20 protein-coding genes are annotated in these 21,221 nt (G+C 31.5%); 9 read left to right on the top strand and 11 right to left on the bottom strand.

The features are described from left to right. Positions 1 to 3 precede the first annotated feature (3 nt). Together E4J94_RS15110 and E4J94_RS15105 are read left to right on the top strand one after the other, a co-directional pair. Positions 4 to 663 carry a DUF4240 domain-containing protein gene (locus E4J94_RS15110; RefSeq protein WP_135836627.1) on the top strand — a complete coding sequence of 220 codons (660 nt, stop codon included), beginning with the start codon at positions 4 to 6 and terminating at the stop codon, positions 661 to 663. A gap of 5 nt (positions 664 to 668) precedes the next feature. Continuing rightward, on the top strand, positions 669 to 935 hold the full coding sequence (locus E4J94_RS15105; RefSeq protein ID WP_135836626.1) for a hypothetical protein: 267 nt from the start codon (positions 669 to 671) through the stop codon (positions 933 to 935). A gap of 59 nt (positions 936 to 994) precedes the next feature. Here the strand turns inward: E4J94_RS15105 and sucD are convergent, their stop codons facing one another. The 3 genes from sucD to E4J94_RS15090 form a co-directional block, all read right to left on the bottom strand. After that, on the bottom strand, positions 995 to 1,864 hold the full coding sequence (gene sucD, locus E4J94_RS15100; protein ID WP_038337297.1) for a succinate--CoA ligase subunit alpha: 870 nt from the start codon (positions 1,862 to 1,864) through the stop codon (positions 995 to 997). 163 nt (positions 1,865 to 2,027) lie between these two features. Then, positions 2,028 to 2,954, bottom strand: a complete 927-nt coding sequence (locus tag E4J94_RS15095) for a UDP-3-O-(3-hydroxymyristoyl)glucosamine N-acyltransferase (protein WP_135836625.1) — start codon at positions 2,952 to 2,954, stop codon at positions 2,028 to 2,030. Between the two features lie 88 nt (positions 2,955 to 3,042). Further along, positions 3,043 to 3,825, bottom strand: a complete 783-nt coding sequence (locus E4J94_RS15090; RefSeq protein ID WP_135836624.1) for an META domain-containing protein — start codon at positions 3,823 to 3,825, stop codon at positions 3,043 to 3,045. A 164-nt stretch (positions 3,826 to 3,989) separates the two neighbouring features. Between E4J94_RS15090 and dnaG the strand changes: the two genes are divergently transcribed. Next, a complete protein-coding gene (gene dnaG / locus E4J94_RS15085) occupies positions 3,990 to 5,936 on the top strand; it encodes a DNA primase (RefSeq protein WP_135836623.1) in 1,947 nt (648 codons plus the stop codon). Positions 5,937 to 6,183: 247 nt separating this feature from the next. Continuing rightward, positions 6,184 to 6,684, top strand: a complete 501-nt coding sequence (locus E4J94_RS15080) for a septal ring lytic transglycosylase RlpA family protein (RefSeq protein WP_135836622.1) — start codon at positions 6,184 to 6,186, stop codon at positions 6,682 to 6,684. Positions 6,685 to 6,748: 64 nt separating this feature from the next. Here E4J94_RS15080 and E4J94_RS15075 read toward each other — a convergent pair whose 3' ends face one another. Beyond that, positions 6,749 to 7,042, bottom strand: coding sequence for a hypothetical protein (locus E4J94_RS15075; RefSeq protein ID WP_135836621.1), 294 nt, complete (start codon positions 7,040 to 7,042; stop codon positions 6,749 to 6,751). A gap of 122 nt (positions 7,043 to 7,164) precedes the next feature. On the opposite strand from E4J94_RS15075, the gene E4J94_RS15070 reads away from it, so the two are divergent. Continuing rightward, entirely contained in the window at positions 7,165 to 7,473 is a 309-nt protein-coding gene (locus E4J94_RS15070) for a hypothetical protein (protein ID WP_135836620.1), read from the top strand. Positions 7,474 to 7,546: 73 nt separating this feature from the next. Here E4J94_RS15070 and E4J94_RS15065 read toward each other — a convergent pair whose 3' ends face one another. From E4J94_RS15065 to E4J94_RS15040, 6 genes are read right to left on the bottom strand one after another with little or no spacing between them, the layout of a single operon-like run. Further along, a complete protein-coding gene (locus E4J94_RS15065; RefSeq protein WP_135836619.1) occupies positions 7,547 to 8,884 on the bottom strand; it encodes a hypothetical protein in 1,338 nt (445 codons plus the stop codon). An 18-nt stretch (positions 8,885 to 8,902) separates the two neighbouring features. Further along, positions 8,903 to 9,580, bottom strand: a complete 678-nt coding sequence (locus tag E4J94_RS15060; protein WP_135836618.1) for a c-type cytochrome — start codon at positions 9,578 to 9,580, stop codon at positions 8,903 to 8,905. Continuing rightward, a complete protein-coding gene (locus tag E4J94_RS15055; protein ID WP_390891535.1) occupies positions 9,580 to 10,149 on the bottom strand; it encodes a DUF3341 domain-containing protein in 570 nt (189 codons plus the stop codon). Before E4J94_RS15055 ends, E4J94_RS15060 begins: the two co-directional genes overlap by 1 nt. Continuing rightward, positions 10,130 to 11,533: an NrfD/PsrC family molybdoenzyme membrane anchor subunit gene (gene nrfD, locus E4J94_RS15050; RefSeq protein ID WP_135836617.1), complete on the bottom strand. Its 1,404-nt coding sequence runs from the start codon at positions 11,531 to 11,533 to the stop codon at positions 10,130 to 10,132. The genes E4J94_RS15055 and nrfD overlap by 20 nt, the downstream gene beginning before the upstream one ends. 34 nt (positions 11,534 to 11,567) lie before the next feature. Continuing rightward, positions 11,568 to 14,729 (bottom strand): TAT-variant-translocated molybdopterin oxidoreductase, encoded by a 3,162-nt coding sequence (locus tag E4J94_RS15045; protein ID WP_135836616.1) that lies wholly within the window; start codon positions 14,727 to 14,729, stop codon positions 11,568 to 11,570. Between the two features lie 22 nt (positions 14,730 to 14,751). After that, complete coding sequence (locus tag E4J94_RS15040) at positions 14,752 to 16,170, bottom strand: c-type cytochrome (RefSeq protein ID WP_135836615.1); 1,419 nt, start codon at positions 16,168 to 16,170, stop codon at positions 14,752 to 14,754. A 413-nt stretch (positions 16,171 to 16,583) separates the two neighbouring features. On the opposite strand from E4J94_RS15040, the gene E4J94_RS15035 reads away from it, so the two are divergent. After that, a complete protein-coding gene (locus E4J94_RS15035; protein WP_135836614.1) occupies positions 16,584 to 17,072 on the top strand; it encodes an SPOR domain-containing protein in 489 nt (162 codons plus the stop codon). 546 nt (positions 17,073 to 17,618) lie between these two features. On the opposite strand, the gene E4J94_RS15025 is transcribed toward E4J94_RS15035, so the two are convergent. After that, on the bottom strand, positions 17,619 to 17,939 hold the full coding sequence (locus E4J94_RS15025; RefSeq protein ID WP_135836613.1) for a hypothetical protein: 321 nt from the start codon (positions 17,937 to 17,939) through the stop codon (positions 17,619 to 17,621). A 155-nt stretch (positions 17,940 to 18,094) separates the two neighbouring features. On the opposite strand from E4J94_RS15025, the gene E4J94_RS15020 reads away from it, so the two are divergent. The 3 genes from E4J94_RS15020 (at position 18,095) to E4J94_RS15010 (ending at position 21,199) form a co-directional block, all read left to right on the top strand. Beyond that, positions 18,095 to 18,418 carry a HopJ type III effector protein gene (locus E4J94_RS15020; protein WP_135836612.1) on the top strand — a complete coding sequence of 108 codons (324 nt, stop codon included), beginning with the start codon at positions 18,095 to 18,097 and terminating at the stop codon, positions 18,416 to 18,418. A 314-nt stretch (positions 18,419 to 18,732) separates the two neighbouring features. Further along, positions 18,733 to 20,022, top strand: a complete 1,290-nt coding sequence (locus tag E4J94_RS15015) for a hypothetical protein (RefSeq protein WP_135836611.1) — start codon at positions 18,733 to 18,735, stop codon at positions 20,020 to 20,022. Between the two features lie 232 nt (positions 20,023 to 20,254). Further along, the gene (locus E4J94_RS15010) at positions 20,255 to 21,199 is read left to right on the top strand and encodes a helix-turn-helix transcriptional regulator (RefSeq protein WP_246034351.1); all 945 of its coding nucleotides are present in this window, start codon (positions 20,255 to 20,257) and stop codon (positions 21,197 to 21,199) included. The last annotated feature ends 22 nt before the right edge of the window (positions 21,200 to 21,221 follow it).

Genomic DNA, 21,221 nt, shown 5'->3' with positions numbered 1-21,221 from the left:
AATATGGATTTTTTAGATGATTTATTCAATTCTTCCACTCTTCCTTCTGATCGTATTTCACGTATGCTAGAAGAGGATTTATTTTGGTTGATTATTGAAAATTCTTTATTAAATGCAAATAATTTACAAGATCAAGAAACAGCTTTGATTCAGGAACTCGAAAATTTAACTGCAGAAGATATTATTGGTTTTCAATTGCGATTAGAGTTTTATTCATATTCTTTACATTCTCCTGAAATATGGTGTGCAGCTTGCATAATGAATGATGATACAGATCCTAAACATTTTTTCTATTTTAAGAATTGGATTATCTCGCAAGGACAAGAATTATTTGAAAAAGCAATTTTAAATCCTGATAATTTAGCAGATTATTTTAATGAAGGTTTCAACGAAGATGATTTATATGAATTTGAAGAGTTTCATTTGATCGCTGACACTGTTTTTTACCATAAATTTCAACACAAAATTATTGACTTTGTAGACAAAGAATATTTTAAATTTTTTACCGAAAAATCTCCAAAACCTGATTTTGATTGGGATGATGAGAATTTAATAAATTTACAAATTATTTGTCCAAGATTATTCAAAGTTTTTATCGAAGATTATTCTCCAGACGATGACGAAATGGAGGATGATTTTGATGATGAAGATGAGTTTTTGTAAATAATATGAAATATACAATTGATTTTTTAAAACAAGCCCATCGAGAATCTATATTTAATAAATCAAAAATATTGAATACAAATGGTTGTGCATGTTTTTGTTGTGAAGAAATTTTCTCTACCGCTGAAATTAAAGAATATTTTGAAGAAATAGAAGGAAAAGATGAAACTGCAGTTTGTCCAAAATGTGGAATAGATTCTATTATTGACGACAGTTTTCCCATTAATGACCCAATTTTCTTAACAGAAATGAGTAAATATTGGTTTGAATAAGAGAATAAAAAAAGGAACTCAAATTTGAGTTCCTTTACTATTTTTGATTAAGAATATTCTTATCCTAAAACTTTTGCAACTGTAGCTCCGATATCAGCAGGAGATGCAACAACGTGGATTCCACATTCTTCCATAATTGCCATTTTAGCTTGTGCTGTATCATCAGCTCCACCTACGATAGCTCCAGCATGTCCCATTGTACGACCTTTTGGTGCAGTTTGACCTGCGATAAATCCTACAACTGGTTTAGTTCCATTCGCTTTAATCCAACGAGCAGCCTCAGCTTCTAATTGTCCACCAATTTCACCAATCATAACGATACACTCCGTTTCTGGATCATTCATAAATAATTCAACAGCTTCTTTAGTTGTAGTTCCGATAATTGGATCTCCACCAATTCCGATTGCTGTAGAAATTCCGTAACCAGCTTTTACTACTTGGTCAGCAGCTTCGTAAGTTAAAGTTCCTGATTTAGAAACAATACCAACTTTACCTTTTTTGAAAATAAATCCTGGCATAATACCTACTTTAGCTTCCTCAGAAGTAATAACACCTGGACAGTTAGGTCCTATTAATGTTACATCTCTTTGATCAACATACGCTTGTACTTTTACCATATCTTCTACCGGAATACCTTCTGTGATACAGATAATAACTTTAATACCTGCCTCTGCAGCTTCCATTACAGCGTCCGCAGCGAATGCTGGTGGAACAAAAATAATAGAAACATCAGCTCCTGCCTGATCTACAGCATCTTTAACTGTGTTAAAAATTGGTAATCCTAAGTGAGTTTGTCCTCCTTTTCCTGGAGTTACACCACCTACTACTTGAGTTCCATATTCAATCATTTGTTCAGCATGAAAAGTTCCTTCTTTCCCTGTGAATCCTTGAACGATTATTTTTGAATCTTTGTTTACTAATACAGACATTGTGATTTTTAATTTACACAAATATAAAAGGACTTTTGCATTTTAAAAAATATTCAATGTAAAAAATACACTAAGCCTTTATTTTAATAGGACAAAAAAGCATAAGATATTTATCATAAAAAAGCTGAGCATAGCTCAGCTTTTATCTTATTCTCTCTATAAATTATTTTTTTCTATAATCACGAACCATTAATTCTGTAACAGCCATTTTTTTATACAAACCTCTTGCTTCTTCTGCTGGATAACCAAAATATGTTTTACCTCCTTCTAAAGATTTACTAATTCCAGCTTGTGCTAACAATACTGCTTTTGTACCAATTGTTACACCACTCGTAATTCCAACTTGTCCCCAAATAGAAACTTCATCTTCTACGTTTACACAACCAGCAATTCCGACTTGTGAAGCAATCAAACATTTTTTACCAATAATTGTATCATGACCAATCTGAATTAAATTATCCATAATTGTTCCTTCTCCAATAATTGTAGATGCAGAAACTCCTCTATCTATCGTACAATTTGCACCAATTTCTACATTATTTTCAATGATAACATTTCCGACAGATTTTAAACGATCAAAACCAGTCTCTCGGTTTTTGTAATAAAATGCATCAGCACCTAAAACCGTTCCTGAACGAATAATTACATTATCACCGATAATTGCATAATCATTGATTGAAACATTAGAATGAATCACACAATTTTTCCCAATTTTCACATGATTTCCGATAAATGCACCTGGCTGAATAATTGTTCCTTCACCTATTTCAGCTGAATCAGAAATTTGTTTTGTAGCAGCTTCAAATGCCATAAAATGTTGTCCAATTTTGACAAAATCACGAAAAGGATCATCAGAAATCAACAAAGCTTTTCCTTCGGGACAATCAACTTCTTTGTTAATCAAAACAATTGTTGCATTTGATTGTAACGCTTTATCATAATATTTTGGATGATCAACAAAAACAATATCTCCCGCTTCTACTCGGTGAATTTCATTGATTCCTTCGACTGGAAAATTTTCGTTTCCAATAAATTTCGCATCTATAATTGATGCTATATCTTTTAATTGATGTGTTTGTGGAAATTTCATCTTTCTCTCCTTTTAAAAAGTATACAAATATAAAAATAAAAAAGCTGTCAAAAAATGACAGCTTTAATGATTTATGATTTGAATTTCATTATTTTTTCTTGAAAACCATTGTTTTAACATCATTTGCAAACAATATTAATTTTCCGTCTTTAATTTCATATTTGTTTACATTATTAAAACGTTCTCCAAAAGCATCAGAATCTACTCCTTGACAAGCCATACGCGTAGTTGCAATATTTTTCACAGTCAACGAATTACCTACTGCTAAATATCCTCCAGTTAAATTATTACATCCATCATTACCAGAGACTTTGTTATTTTGGAATGTTAATGTAGGTTTTTGATTTGGAAAACGATCATCTAATGATTTTGCACTTCTATCTTTACCAATAAATTCTTCTAATTCCCAAGAACCTGCTAAGGTACCAGGACGTACAAAAGTCATAATCACAATATCACCTTGGATTAATAATAATTTATTATCTGAAATAGAATATTTTAATTTTCCATTTAATTTTGAACTGAAATTAGAATCTTCTACATTTTGACAAGCTTTCATTGTAGACATCATGTTTCCAAAAGTTATTTCATTTCCAGAAATTGTTATCCCTCCATTCAAAGTATTACAACCGTCTGAAGCATTTAACATACTATTAGAAATAAAATTTAAATAAGGTGCTCCCATTGGATAAGCTTCTGCAATAGATGCAGCCTTCATAAAATTAATTTGACTCAACTCCCATTTTCCTAAAATTGAGTTGTTATTTGTGTTTTCATTATTTTCAATCACGTTACTTACAGTAGAACAAGACGATAAAAAACCTGTTGCTAAAATCGCAGCAAAAGATATTTTTAAAATTGTTGATTTCATAAAAATTTAATTTCAAGTTTCTAGCTAATATGCTAATATCATACCAATTTTCTAATTTGTTTAAAGGTTTTCAATAAAGGTTTTGAAAAGATGAATTGATATTAAGAATTTGTTTTAATTTTGATAAATAATTTATTTATAAAATTCTCAAAAAATAATTCAGTTTGATTTCTCAAAGAACAATAGATATAATCTTCGAAACCGCCCGTGTAGAAGAAGTTGTTGGTGATTTTGTTACTTTAAAACGTGCTGGTTCTAGCTTAAAAGGGCTATCTCCTTTTGGTAATGAAAAGACACCTTCTTTTGTTGTTTCACCTGCTAAACAAATTTGGAAAGATTTTTCATCTGGACGAGGAGGAAATGTTGTTACTTTTTTAATGGAAGTAGAACAATTCACTTACCCAGAAGCTTTACGTTGGTTAGCTAAACGATACAATATAGAAATTGAAGAAGATCGTGAATATACTTTTGAGCAACAGCAAGAAGAAAAAGATAGAGAAAGTTTATATATATTAACTGATTTTGCAAAGAAATTTTTTATTAATCAATTACATAATTCGGAAGAAGGAAATTTAATTGGTTTAAGTTATTTCCGTGAACGTGGTTTTACCAAAGAAACTATCGAAAAATTTGAACTTGGTTATTCTCCAAAACAATGGGATGCTTTAGCAGAATATGCTATAAAAAATGGTTATTCCAAAGAATTGATAGAAGAAGCTGGTTTAGCAACTTTCAAAGAAGATAATAAGAAATATGACAAGTTTCGCGAGCGTGTTATGTTTCCTATTTATAGTTTTTCAGGTAGAACATTAGGTTTTGGTGGGCGAATTTTGCGAAATGATGCAAAAGCTGCTAAATATCTAAATTCTCCTGAAAATAAAATTTATCATAAAAGTAAAACCCTTTACGGATTATTTCAGGCGAAACAACATATTACAAAAGCCGATCAATGTTTTTTGGTTGAAGGTTATACTGACGTTTTATCTCTTCATCAATCGGGGATACAGAATGTTGTTGCAAGTTCTGGAACAGCGCTTACAAATGAACAAATCCGTTTAATAAAACGTTTAACTGAAAATATTACTGTCATGTATGATGGTGATAATGCTGGAATTAAAGCTTCTTTTCGTGGTATTGATATGATTTTGGAACAAGAAATGAACGTTAAAGTTCTTTTGTTACCAGAAGGAGAAGATCCTGATTCTTTTGCTAAAAAACATTCTACAACAGAAATCGAAGCATATATTAAAGATAATGCTACTGACTTTATTCGTTTTAAAGCAAATGTTTTGTTGGAAGATGCAAAGAATGATCCAATCAAAAAAGCTGAATTAATTCGAGAAATTGTAAAATCGATTTCACTTATTCCGAATATCATCAAACAAGAAGTTTACATTGCTGAAACTTCTAAAATAATGGAAATTCGAGAAGAAGTTTTGTTTAAAGAGTTGGCACAACTTCAAAAATCTGGAGACAAATCGACTTCAACTATATCCCATATTTCGGATAATTCCAGAACAAATAAAACGAATATTTCAATTGTTCCTTCAACAAAAGAAATTATAAATGTTCAGCAAACTGTTGAAAATGAAATTATCAAGTTAATCATGCAATTTGGTGATTTAGAAGTTGATTTAAAAAATGAAAACAACGAACTATATAAAACAACAGTCAATCAGGAAATCATTTCTCAATTTGAAGAAAACGATTTAAGTTTAAGTAATCCACTTTTTCAAACAATATTAGAAGACGTAAAAATTGGTTTAGAAAATGACGAATTACGCACAGGTACTTATTTTTCTCGTTTAACAAATCCTGAAATTGTCAATCTTGCATCGGAAATGATGTTAGAAAAACACAGTTTAAGTGAAAACTGGACTGTCAAACAAGGGATTAATATTAAAAAGAAAGAGGAATTTGTTCACAAAGATTTATTTGATGTTTTACTCCGATTCAAAATTATTTACATTGATAACGTGATAAAAGAGTTAATGCTACAAACAAAAAAAACAGAATTAACTACTGAAGAGAATAATCAAATTCTTCAACAAATAATACATTTTACTGGTTTAAAAAATATCTTAAATCAACATCTTAATCGTGTTATTTAATTTAACTTTTTTTTAATAAACATATAACAACCTGATATTCTATGTATTAAATAAATATCATTCTTATTTCTTAAAATTTTTAATAAGTCTTTATTTTTTTAACTTATCATTAACAATCGTTCTTAATATTACTAGACATAAAGGTTTAGATGTATATTCTTATTATAAAACTATCAAAAAAGACTATTCCTATCTAAATAATTTCTATAATGCTTATTTTAGATAAAGATTCAGAAAAAACTAAAGAATGACAAAGAATTTTTTAACATTATTAGTAATGCTGATGATTATTCCTATAGCTCATGCAAAAGGAAAATCAAATTTTTCAACAGTTAGTCCATTACCTTTACCAGTTTCAATGTATACTAAAAATATAAAATCTAACTTATTAAAAAAAGTTTCAGATTTTAATGAAGTAGATAATACAACTGTTGCAGAAATTGTTGAAAAAGCAGGAAATAAAATAAGTGGAATCGTCTCGTGGTATGCAGATAAATTCCATGGAAAAAAGACTTCAAGTGGTGAATTATATAATAAAAATAACTTTACTGCTGCTCATAAAACTTTACCATTTGGTACAAAAGTAAAAGTTACAAACACAAATAACGGAAAATCAGTAGTTGTAAAAATAAATGACAGAGGACCGCATACAAAATCAAGATTATTAGATTTAAGTAAAGCAGCGTTTTCTTCTATAGGTTCTACAAATTCTGGAACATTAAACGTAGAAATGGAAGTTGTAGAATAAAACGATTTTTTAGATAGATATAAAAAAAGGGATTGAAGATAATATCTTCAATCCCTTTTTTTATTTAATCATCATGATGTTTATGATGGTTTTTCTCTTTATAATACTTATTATCATGTTTTTTTTGTTGTCCAGGAGCATATCTTTTTGCAGATTTTTCACCATGAACCTTTTTATGTTGCCCTGGAGGTAAATTTCTATGGTTATTATCATATCGCTGTTTTTTATACTTCTTCTTATTTCTATGTTGATGTTCAATACCATAAATTGTAGTTGAACCATCACAAGATGTCAAAAACAAAGCAGCAAGAGCAAAAATTGCTATTAGATTAATTTTTCTTAATACTGTTAATTTCATAATCACATTCATTATATTCTTACTGAGTAAGACAAGAACCTTACCAAAAAAATAATCTGTTCTTTTTCAATAAAACTTTAATGGAATAGTATTTGAGAATCAATTGTTAAACAATCAAAATTATGAAAGAAAAAATTCAATATCGTTATAAAACGACTAACGAGGCTTTAACAGAGTTAAATGAAAATGGGTTCACAATTGACTATAATATCGAAAAAGAGCAATTAAAGCAAAACCCTGAGAATTTTGACATAGTTTGTATTTATCGTTACGAAGGCATGTCTGATCCTGATGATGAATCTTCTGTTTATGGAATTATCAATAGCCAAAACGGAGATAAAGGTGTTTACGTTGTAGGAAACTTATCTACAGATGATGATGTTGATCATTTCTTAGTCAATTTAGAAATTAAGCGCAAAACAATTCAGTAATATTTATTAAATAAATATAAAAAAGCTCGATGCAATTGCATCGAGCTTTTTAAGTTTTATAACTTCTTTCTGATTAGAAAGGATATTCATAAATTTTTGATTCGTGGAAGTAAGGATGACCTTTTGCTTCTAAGTTTAATTTAGAAACTGCATTCATAACTACGAATGTAAATAATCCTCCAATTCCAACTAATGCTCCAATTTCCATTAAACCGAAGTTGTGGAATGGTCCAACAGCTGCTGGCATAATTTGGTTGTAGAAATCCCAGTAGTGTCCAAAAATGATAACGAATCCCATAACGAAAACGATTTGGTAACGACGTTTCATACTTGATGAAATTAATATCAAGAATGGAGCTACTAAGTTAATAATCAACATCCAGAAATATAATGGGTATTGCGCCATACGTTGTTGGAAGTATTGAGCTTCCTCAGGAATGTTTGCATACCATTGTAACATGAATTGACAGAACCATAAGTATGACCATAATAATGAGAAACCAAACATATATTTTGTTAAATCATGTAAATGGTTGTCATTGAATAATGGTAAAGAATTCTTTCTTTTTAAATAGATAGAAATAATTGCCATAATAGAAACCGCAGAAACTAAATATGAAACCATTCCGTACCACATAAATAATGAAGAGAACCAGTGTGGATCTAAAGACATCACGAAATCCCAAGCAAATGCTGCAGAACAAATTGCGAAAATCACTAAGTAAATTACTGATTTTTTGTACAATTGAGCGTACACTTTTAAGTCTCCGTTTGTATCATCTAATTTGCGTGTTGCGTTTTTAATTACTGGTAACATTAAAGATAATACTACTAAGTAAATAATACAACGTACTAACCAGAAGTTAGGGCTTAACCAAAGTTGAGCTTTGTTCGCCATGAAGATATCATACTTCTCGCTATCAGGATTTATTAAATCAGCATCCATCCAGTGGAATAAGTGATTCATGTGAAAATAAGATCCTAAAACGATAATACCAACAAGTACAGAACCAACTGGTAAAAATGATGCGATAGCCTCCATAACACGAGATACTACCATAGACCAACCAGCGTTAGCTACGAATTGAATACATAAGAAAAACAACGCAGACGCCGCAATACCAAACGATAAATAAGCTGGTACATAGAAAGCAGCCCAAGGTCTGTTTTTCAATAAATTTGTCAAATGCTCCATGTGTCCAGCATGATCTGTATTCATAGATGCATAAGAATCTGAAATGTAGTCACCAAAAAATTGAGTTGGGTGAGCTTCAATCAAACCGTTAATATATTCAGTTGAATTAGCAACATCTTGTTGATGTAAGAAAAATCCTATCCCGTAAAGTACAACACCTATAACAGCTAAGATAAGTGATGCATTTTTTAATCTTGGGGAAAATGTATATTGCATAATAATTAACTTATTTTATTATTTATTAGTTGCTGTTTCAGTTTCTGTTGCAGGATTAGCTTCAGCAGTTGCTTCTCCAGATGGAGCAGCAGTAGCAGAACCACCTTTCAAACTCATTACATATTCAGCAACTCTCCAACGGTCTGCAGGAGTTAATTGAGATGCGTAAGAACCCATCGCATTTTTTCCATACATAATTACATGATAAACTGAACCTACTGTAATATCTCTTTCTCCATAAGTAGGAACTCCAGAGTAAGCTTTAGATTTTACTATTGATCCTTGTCCATCTCCAGCGTCACCATGACATACAGCACAATTTTGTCCATACAATAATTTACCTCTTTCTAAATCAGCTGCTTTATTTCCTGCATTTAAAGGAGAAGTTGTTATAGCTTTCGCTTGTGCATAACCAGCGTTATTATTTTTGAAAGTCCAAGGTAAAATATCACCATCTGTTCTTGCTACAGCGCCATCTACAGATTCTAATGCTGACATATTGTAATTTTTACTCATTACAGGAACTTCAGAATTCTCTTTATCTTCAGGATAACCGTAAGTTGCTTTTTCGTATGGATCATATGCTGTTGGATAATACATATCCGGCATAAACACAATACTTGCGTGACGTTTTTTATCAGAGCAAGAAGTGATGATAATACTTCCTAATCCTATAAGTAATGCTATCTTTTTCATTATGCTTCTTGTACTAAATTGTTAACACTTGATTCTACGACTACATCACCTTTTACAGTTACTTCTTCAGCTCCAGTTTCTACAAATACATTTTTGATTTTCTCAACATCAGCAGTTCTGATTTCTATTAAGAATTTATCATCTGTTGTACGAGGATCTGGGTTTTTAGCTTTTGCACCAGGATACATTTTATTACGTACTAAATATGTTAATGACATAAAGTGCGCAGCACAGAATACTGTCAACTCGAACATAATAGGTACGAAAGCTGGCATATTCTCACCCCAAGAAAAAGATGGTTTACCTCCAATATCTTGAGCCCAGTCATGATTCATAATAAACCATGTCATCAAAGATGCTAATGTTGTACCAAATGCACCGTAAAAGAAAGCAAGATCAGAAATACGAGTTTTCTTTAATCCTAACGCTTTATCTAAACCGTGTACAGGGAAAGGTGTATATACTTCGTCTATCGTAATACCTTGTTTACGAATAGATTTTACTGCTTTTAATAAATCATCATCGTCTCCGTAAAGACCATAAACGATTTTAGTGTTCGTGATGCTCATCTTCAGTATGATGTTTTTTATAGCTTTCGCCTGATGATTTCAAAATAGTTTTTAATTCAGATTGTGAAATAACTGGGAATGTACGTGCGTACAATAAGTATAACACAGAAAAGAATCCCATAGTACCTAAGAAGATACCTACGTCTACCCATGAAGGCATAAACATTGTCCAGCTCGATGGTAAGTAGTCGCGTGCTAAGTTGATAACAATAATATCAAAACGCTCGAACCACATACCGATGTTAACTACGATAGAGATAACGAATGTCCAAAAGAATGAACGTCTAATTGGACGAATCCATAATAATCCTGGTACTAAAACGTTACAGATAATTAACGCCCAGAATGCCCACCAATAAGGTCCTGTTGCTGCTCCTGGAGAGAAGTATGTAAAGTCTTCGTAACGAGATCCTGAATACCAAGCGATCCATAACTCTGTTAAGTAAGCTACTGCAACCATACCACCTGTAACAACGATTACAATGTTCATGTACTCGATATGTTTACGTGTGATATAATCTTCGTAGTGTAAAACTTTACGCATTACACTTAATAATGTTTGTACCATAGCGAAACCAGAGAAAATAGCTCCGGCAACGAAATATGGAGGATATACTGTTGAGTGCCATCCTTTGATTACTGACGTTGCGAAGTCAAAAGATACAATCGTGTGTACCGAGAATACTAATGGTGTACATAAACCAGCTAATACCAAAGATAACTCTTCGAAACGTTGCCAGTGTTTTGCTCCACCACCCCATCCGAATGATAAGATTCCGTAGATTTTCTTAGCGAATGGTTTTGTTGCACGGTCACGTATCATAGCGAAGTCAGGAATTAATCCCATCAACCAGAAAACTGTTGATACAGAGAAATACGTAGAAATCGCGAATACGTCCCATAATAATGGTGAGTTAAAGTTAGGCCATAAAGATCCAAATTGGTTAGGAATTGGGAATACCCAATACATTAACCATGGACGACCCATGTGGATTACAGGGAATAACGCTGCCTGTACAACGGCGAAGATTGTCATGGCTTCCGCAGAACGGTTAACCGACATTCTCCATTTTTGACGGAATAATAATAAAACGGCTGAGATTAATGTACCCGCGTGACCGATACCTACCCACCATACGAAGTTGGTGATATCCCAACCCCAGTTAATCGTTCTATTCAATCCCCATACACCAATACCAGTTCCAACTGTATATGCGATTGCTCCAATCCCGAAAATGAAAGCAACCATTGCTATACTGAAACATGTCCACCACAATTTACTTGCTGGCGTCTCAATTGGACGAGCAATGTCTACTGTGATATCGTGGTAGGTTTTATGTCCTAAAATAAGGGGTTCTCTTACCTGTGATTCGTAATGTGACATATTTGTTTACCTTATTAATTCTTTACTAATTTAATTAAGCTTGTTCTTTTCTGTTTCTAACTTTTACTTGATAGATAACGTTTGGTTTTGTACCAATTTCTTCTAATAAAACATAAGAACGTTTATCTTTCGATGCTGCTCTTACTTCAGATTTATCATCATTGATATCTCCAAATTTCATCGCACCTGTTCCACAAGCAGCAGCACAAGCAGCAGCAGCCATAAACTCTTCGTCTTTAACTACTCTGTTCTCTTTCTTAGCTTTTAAAATTGCAGCTTGAGTTTGTTGGATACAGAATGAACATTTCTCAATTACTCCTCGTGTACGTACAACAACATCTGGGTTAAGTACCATACGACCTAAATCATTGTTCATGTGGAAGTCGTATTTGTCATTATTCGCCCAGTTAAACCAGTTGAAACGACGTACCTTGTAAGGACAGTTATTTGCACAATAACGAGTACCAACACAACGGTTATAAGCCATCATGTTTTGACCTTGACGACCATGAGATGTTGCACCTACTGGACACACAGTCTCACAAGGAGCGTGATTACAGTGTTGACACATTAATGGTTGGAAAATCACATCTGGATTTTCAGCCTCTGGCTTAATTAAACGTGTATATTGTTGTGGTTCGTTATCTGGATCAGATTCTAACGCAACTTTTTGAGTTAATTTTCCATTCGGATCGTTGTAAGTAACATCAGAGTAGTAACGGTCAATTCTTAACCAATACATATCTCTTGACATACGCATTTGCTCTTTACCTACAGTTGGTACGTTGTTTTCTGCTTGACAAGCAATCACACACGCTCCACATCCTGTACAAGAGTTCATATCAATTGTTAAATTGAAGTGAGGTCCTGTAGAACGATCAAAACTAGCCCATAAGTCAACCTCTCCTACTGGAGAATCTCCTCTCCAAGTTGGCATTTTAGCAACTGGATTCCATTCTTGACGATCTGTGTTGATGAAATCTGCTAAAGAAACTTCTCTTGCAATTTCATAACGTCCCATCAATGTTGGTTGCTGTTGCATATTAGCAAATTCGTGTTTATCTGAACGAGAAGATTTTTCGATCTTAACGTTAGATGCACCTACATTACCCGTATATAATGCGAAAGCGTTAACCCCAACATTGTTTGCAACTTTACCAGCTTTTGTACGACCGTAACCAAAAGCTAAACCTACAGTTCCGATTGCTTGACCTGGTTGAATGAATACTGGAACGTTTTCTAAAACAACTCCATTAACAGTTAAGTTTACATACTCACCGTCAAATTGCATTCTTCCATTTGTAACGTTGTAGTTATCTTGAATTTTGATTCCTAATTTTTCCGCATCATTTGGGTTAACTGTTAAATAGTTATCCCAAGAGTTACGTGTAATTGGATCTGGTAATTCTTGTAACCAAGGATTGTTTGCTTGTGTACCATCTCCTAAACCAGCTTTAGAATAGAATTGAATTTCCCATTCTGTCGCTTTAGCACCAGCTAATTTTGTAGCAGCTGCAGCAGCAACACCAGTATTAGCAGTAAATACAGATGTTTCAGTAGCTTCATTATAACCATTGTATAATGCCTTGTTGAAATCTACACCTAATTTTGGTAAAATAGCTGATTCCCAGTTTTGTTTTACATATAAATAATATGGAGAAACTTTTTGTTTAGTTGCAGAAACTGCCATCACCATAATTGGATCATTTGGATCTTCTACTTCTGTTACTTTAGTAACTCCTGTCATCCATGCGATTAATGAATCTTGGAATTGACGAGAATCAAATACACGTGGAATTGTTGGTTGTTGTAATGAATATACACCTGTTAATGGATTGAAATCATTCCAAGACTCTAAACCGTGAGTAACTGGAGCTATAACGTCCATTACTGATGCAGTTTCGTCTAATTTTTCAACTAAACCAACTTTAAGTCCAATATTTTTGAAAGCTGCTTCAATTTCTTTTGTATTTTTAGCATTATAAATTGGATTTGTTTGGAAGTTTAATAAAACCCCAACTTGTCCAGCTTTAGCTTCTGCAACAAATTGATTAAATACAGCATCGTTAGACTCTTTTAATAAAACAGCTTTATCAGAAACTGCAGCTGATCCTAACAATTGGTTAATTGCGTATGCAATTGCGTATGCTTCTTTCGAACCATCTGCCATAACAACCGCTTTAGAACCTTTTGCTGTTAATTCAGCAGCAATAGCTAATGCTTCTTTAGATGAAGCTGATCCACCTGCTAATTTATTATAAACTTCAGCCAATACTTTTTCAGTATCAGTTGGTTTTAATGGATAACGTGTATCAGCATTTGCACCTGTTAAAGATAAAACAGATTCTACTTGGATGTGACGCATCATGTTTGCTCCTGGTTTACGAGCAACACCATAATCACCTTCCATTCCACCACCATTGTAATCACCTAAGAAATCTGCGTTGAAAGAAACAACTAATTCAGCATTCTTAAGATCGTAGAATGGGATTTCTCTTTTTCCGTAAACTTCTTGCGCTGCGTCTAATGCATTCGTAGAAGAAATTGCATCATAAACAACGTGTTGAGTTGTTGGATATTTTGTTGCAAACTCAGCAATCAACTTTTTAGTTGTTGGTGAAGGTAAAGATGAAGTTAAAATAACTACTTTTTTCCCTCCTACTGATGCTAATGCTTTTGTTACACGTGCATCAACTTCTTTCCAAGATGTTGCTTTGAAGTTTTCACCACCATTTGTTAAAGGTGATTTTATTTTATCAGAATCGTATAATGATAATACAGACGCCTGAACACGTGCATTTGTAGAACCATAATATTTTGCGCCTTTGTTTGCATCAATTCTAATAGGACGACCTTCTCTTGTACGTACTAATACGTTCGCATAATCGTATCCATCAAAAATTGTAGATGCATAATAAGTAGGTACACCAGGCATAATGTTTTCTGGTTTCACTACATAAGGAACAGATTTTACGATTGGAGCTTCACAAGCTGCTAAAGTAACAGCAGCTGTACTGAACCCTAAAATCTTCAAAAAGTCACGTCGTGAAGTTTGACTATTCTCCATGGCGTTATCATTCCCTAAGAAATTGTCTACAGGAATTTCTTCTGCAAATTCATTGGTAGTTAACTTTTCATTTAATGTATTGTCAGTTAACTCCTCAAAACTTTTCCAGTAATTTTTCTTCGAAGCCATTTATACTCCTCTCTTTTTTATATTAATAATGACATTTACCACACTCTAAACCTCCGATAGCATCAACTGTAATCTTAGTTGCGTCACCGTACTGTTTTTTCAATTTCTCGTGTAGTTCTGCGTAATATTCTTTGTTATACTCGTTGTCCATATCTACCTCAGTAGTTCTGTGACACTCGATACACCATCCCATTGTAAAATCATTCGCCATTTTCACTTCGTTCATTTCATCAACACGTCCGTGACACGCGAAACAAACTTGATCTCCTGACCCAATGTTCAACTCTTTAGCATTTGGAATAGTTCCGTCTTTAATCGCTTTCTTAATCGCTTTCTCTCCTGCTACAACGTGTTGCGCGTGGCTAAAGAATACGAAATCTGGCATATTATGGATACGTACCCATTCGATTGGTTTTTGTGGACCATCGTATTTATTTGTTTCAGGATTCCATCCAATAGCTTTGTACATTTTCTGAATTTCTCCAGTATAGAATGTTTTTACTGCATCTTCATCAGCGAATTTGCCAGAAGTAATTAATTCTTCCTCGAAGTAATCTCCTTTATATTCTTTGATTGTTTTGTGACAGTTCATACATACATTTGGAGAAGGAATTCCAGACACTTTACCGTATTTAGCAGAGCTGTGACAGTACTGACAATCTATACCTTGTACACCTGCGTGAACTTTATGAGAAAAATAAATTGGTTGTTCAGGTTCATAACCTTTATCAACTCCAATTCCCATTAATCCCCAATACACATTATATAATGCAAAGAAAGCCAAAACAGCAATTAGAACATTACCTACTTTTTGGTATTTTTGGAATAAGCTAGCGAAAGAGAATGCCATTTTTTCTTCATCTAGACCAATTCTATCAGAAGATGTAGCTTTTACTAACGCATTAACGCGAACTAAAATCCACAATAACAATGTTGCTAAAACAACAAAACCTACTGCGATAACTCCTGAATTAGCTCCACCTCCTTGTGCAGCTTCAGCAGCTTTCTTTGCAGCAGCTTCTTTCTTTTTAGCAGCTTTAGCTTCTTCAAAAGCTTTAACCCCTCCATCAGGATCAGCAGTATATGCTAAAATATCATCAATATCACCATCTGATAAGTTAGGGAAAGCTAACATCTCAGTGTTATTGTAATCAGCATAAATTTTGTTTGCGTATGCATCTCCAGATTCGCGTAAAGCTTTATTGTCCTTAATCCAAGCGTGTAACCACTCTTTTCCAAGTCCAGCTTCTTCTTGTACGCGTTTCTCTACACCACGTAATTCCGGCCCAATTAATTTACCATCAATCTGGTGACAAGCAGTACAATTAGCCTCGAATAACTCGTAGCCTTTTCCTGCATCTTGGGCATTTGCTAGGGAGAACGTCGATAGTATTATCGCGCAGCTCCATAAACGTATTCTTTTTAGAAATCTTGCCTTCATTTACTTAAATAATCTCAGTTCGTTGTTTCTTTTAACTCGTTTTTATTTGAACACTTAACAACAGCAAAAATAGCTTCAATACTTAACAAAATCATAAAGTTTATATACTGAACTTTATCATTGAGCTTAATTTAAAACAATTCTAAATTAATTGTTAAAAAATATAGCTCTATAAATAATATTTATTCAATCAACATAAGAGATGATTAACTTGAAAAAAAGTCCCATTTAACATAACTATATAAAAATATAAAGTTTAAACTCTTTCAAATTGTCAATCAATAATATTCAACTAAATTCTTTTTTTAATTTATTTTAAAAATTGGAACAATATTAGTTGTAGGAAAATAAAAGACTATAAAATTTAATAACTTAATTGTAAGAAGTATATTTGCACAAATTAATTTCATCCTATGAAAAAATTTATCTTTTTATTCATTGTCTCTTTTTCGACTTTTATTTTTGCACAAGATAAAATTGATACTGTTCAATTTATTAATAATGGTACTTTAAATATCGAGATTGATAGTAGAATAAATACAATACTAAAAACAAAAGAGGATGCTACTTGTACATACGCTACTCCAGTGAAAAAAAATACGGAAAAAAAAGCTACAGTACAATCAAGTGATCCATGTGCAGGAAATCCACAAATTAATGGATTTAAAATCCAGATTTATTATTCTAAAGACAGAAAAGATGCTGATAAAGTAAGAAATGAGTTTATGCGTTCATACCCTGACTTGTCTGCTCAAACTGTATATTATTCTCCTGATTATCGTGTTTTAGTAGGAGATTATTTCACAAGAGCTTCTGCTTCTAAAGATATTCGTCGTTTGAAATCAAAATATAATAGCGCATTTTCTATACCTTTTAAAGTTTTATGTAGAAAAGCTAAATAAAATTAGATAACAAATTCCTTATTAAAAAACCACCAATTAAAGATGCCATCTTTAATTGGTGGTTTTTTTAATGTGATCTCTTTTTAATTTAGAAAGCCCTTTTTTACAAAATATTTTTTTCTAATGAAATCTATATTTTTTAAAAGAAATATTAAAAATCATTCCTTTGAAGTAATAGACTATTTACAGAGCTTAAGATTTAAGATTCTAAATATTTTTAATGTTTTTCAATATCTTTGTTTATGATTATTTAAGATTCAAAATGTATCCATATCATAACAAAATAAAACAACGAATTAAAAATGGGGAATTGATTTCCTATGAATTCGTAACGAAATATAAAAATATAAGCCCATGTTTACTTTTACATTTTAAAACCGAACCTTTTATTCGTCCAATTCGCGAACATCGTTTTCAAGAATATAAAATATTGCTTGAAATAGAGAAGTAAAATATTTCACAACTAAAAAGCGTTATCAGTTTCATTTGATAACGCTTTTTAGTTTGTTATGGTAATATTTAGTAGTCTATACATTCTCTTCGAATTTAATTTTTCAGAATAGTTCCTCGTCCTTCTATTTCCAACTGTATAAGTATTGAAGCTAAACTCGTTTGAACAAATCCTAAATTACCTACAACCAAAACACCTTTCTCTCCTGTCGAAATTTTCTCAATTCCATAAACACTTGATTCATCTTCAGGATTTGAATTTCCTTCGTAGCGATATATATATATGATCTTAAAATCGTGAGGATGATCAATTAAATCACTTTCCAACAAGTTAAAATCTTCTTGATATCCTTTTTCTGCTAACTCTCTAAGTGCGACACTAGAAGTTTCATAATTAAATTGCCTTCTTTCAAACATAAAAATAGTTTTATTGGTTAATAATCATAAATCTAATCAATTAATTTACAGTATTTTGTTAAACATTCGTTAACTATTTAAGCAAGTAAAAAAATTAACATAGTAAATGATTTATTGTATTAAAAATAAGTTCATATTTTTGAAAAAAAGATAATATGATTTTAGAAAAATTAAACTTAAATGAAGCCAATTTTGTAGATGTTATAAATTATATCGAAGAAAATTATAATTATACTGCTTCTGCTTTTTTGAATGGAAATCAAGAAAATTCAAAAGATCAAAATCAAGGAAGCGCAAAAGTATTTGCCTTTGCCAAATTGAACGATTTTTCTAAAGAAGATACATTAAAATTATTTGCTGAACATTATCAATCTGTTTTAGAGAATCCTAAAGGAGTAGATCATAACAATATTCGTCAATTTATGCTAAATGGTTGGGAAGGAATTAAATTCGAAAATGAAGTTTTAAAGAAAAAATAAAAAAGCAAATTAAATATTGAATATAAAAGGTTACTTTTTCTAATTTTTAAATACCAAACACACTCTATCACTTCTCTTAAACCTTGTAAATTACATACGTTATATATACGTTTAACTACATCAAAAATACTTTGTCATACTACATAGACATCATCTTAGCTACTATTCAAAATATTACTTCAAAAATGTATTAAATTGCGCCAATATTCAAATGCAAACAAGAAATAAATAACTGAAAATAAATTAGTTAAAACACTCATTATTTATACTCTTTTTTACTTTAATCAATACAATAACCAAATATTTAAATTAGAATGAGAAAATCATTTATTATCTTAACAATACTAATTTTTAGTAGTTCGTATGCTCAAGTAGGTATTAATACATCAAATCCTCAAGGAATTTTTAATGTAGATGGTAAATCTACGCCCGAAACAACAAACCCAGAAACTGGAATACCTAATGGATTACAAGCTTCTGATGATTTTATAATAACATCTTCAGGAAGTGTTGGTATCGGAACTATTTCACCTGATCCATCTGCTATTTTAGATATCAATGTAACAAATGCTTCTAATGGAAACAAAAAAGGATTTTTAGGTCCTAAAGTCGCTCTTGAAAGCAATACAGACATAATAACTATACCTAATCCAGCAACAGGTTTATTAATCTATAATTTAGGTACTGCAGGTTTAACTACTGAAGGTTATTTATATTGGAATGGAGTTGAATGGGTAAAATTTTCTACAAGAAGTAGTATTTCTCCATCAATTAATAGACTAGATTGTAGCTTAGCTTATATTAATCCAAAAAAATACGAAGCTGGAGTGCCTTATGTAGGTACTTTAATCTTACCGTACTCTGGTGGAAATGGAGGTTCTTATTCTCCAGGAGCTCCTATTCAATCAACTGGTGTTACTGGACTTACTGCTACATTACAACATGGTGATTTAGAATTTGGAGTAGGACAATTAGTATATACAATAGCTGGAACTCCTAGTGCTAATTCTCCAGAAGAAGCTACTTTCAATATTGATTTTCTTGGACAATCTTGTTTTGCTACTGTTGGTAAAAACGAACTTGCTCGTGGTGAATCAGAATACTGGGATGGACAACTTCCTGCAAATGTTTATGGGGCAAATGTGATTTTTAGTGATTTTCTTGGTCCAAATCAAGAAATGCCTACTATTGAAGATACTTTTAGATTTGATGCTCAAGCTTACACAAGTTCAAATGCAACTGGACCTGTTTCAATTATTCCAAGAGTTTATAATGTATCTAATAAACCTCAAAAGTTTTGGTGGATGGGAATGACATCTATAGAAGGTCGTGGAGATGCTAACGTTATACTTGCTCCTGGTGGATATCAAAATCTAGACAATGGAATGTATTTAGGATACGGAAAAAACATGATTATGGGGACTTCTACTCCTGGAACAGCATTAGCATATGGTAATGCTACTGAAGGCTATAGCTTTGACTTCATATTAGAAGGTAACAAATGGTATAGAGTAGAAATGTCTTTTACTGTTGATAATATGAATACATCAAGTGACACAGATAATGTTCGTAGATGGTTTTGTAGAATTACTAGAATGTTCTAATAAAATAAAAATGATTAAACATCTTTAATCTTTAACTTCAGTTTTCACCTAAATAGTGTTTTCAACCCATTGATAAAGGTATTTATCAATGGGTATTTTATTTCACTCTATAATAAATCTTTTTTTTAATAATACAATTAAATAAAAATGATTTTAATCACAAAAAAATAAACTTATACAATTAAAACATCCTCTTTTTACTTAAATTTATAAAAAACATCAACAACAAAAAATGAAAAAAACATGGAATTATATTATTAATCGGTACATTCCAAAAGATATTGATGAGCTTGAGTTAATCTATTTTCAGAGAATGAATTTATTTTCTTTAGCGATTAGTGTGATATTTTTTATAAATGGTATACGCGATTTATACTTTGGATACACTATTTATTTCTTTGTCTTAATTGGGTTAGGAACTATATATTTTCTTATCTTTTTCTTTACTAAAATTCAGTTTAACCCACTTACATGGTTTTTAAACTTAGTCTTCATATTATTTATTATATTTTTTTTCTCCACTACAAAAGGTTTTGAAAATGGAATATCTCTCTATTATTTTGTTATCTTAATCTCCTCATTATTTATCTTTAATGAAAAAAACACTGTAAAATACAACATTGTATTATACATGCTTGTTTTAATCTTATTTATGGTTAGTCATCATTTTGATTTTAAAATATTTACAATAGAAAAAAATAATAACGATGAATTTACTAAAAATCAAAGGATTTTCACTTTTCTAGAAACATTTATAGGAATAATTTGTTTTGCATATTTTATTTTATCAAAACACTTTAAAATTGCTGTACTATATAAACAAACTCTACGAAGCGAAAATATAATCAAAGAATTAAGAAGAAAAAATCAAGTTGACTCTCAACATATTATTATAGAAGACATCGTAAAGCTAGCTATGAAAGATGATATAGCTTTCATCCCAAAAATTAAACTTGTATTTCCAGAACTTTACAATAACCTCATAAGAATAAATCCTGAAATAACTCCTGATGAGTTTAAATTCTGCTCTCTTCTTAAATTAGGTTTTACAACAAAAGATATTGCTGAATATAACAATCTAGCTATTAGAACCGTTCAAACTAGAAAAAGTAGACTTAGAAAATCTTTTAATATATCTTCAGATGTTGATTTATACAAATGGATAGATGAAATTTAGTTATTATTTTATAACTAATAAT

Origin of the sequence: Empedobacter tilapiae (assembly GCF_004785645.1) — a bacterium.
Classification (GTDB): domain Bacteria; phylum Bacteroidota; class Bacteroidia; order Flavobacteriales; family Weeksellaceae; genus Empedobacter; species Empedobacter tilapiae.
Note: the sequence above shows the minus strand (reverse complement) of the source record. Positions and strands in the feature narration are given on the sequence as shown.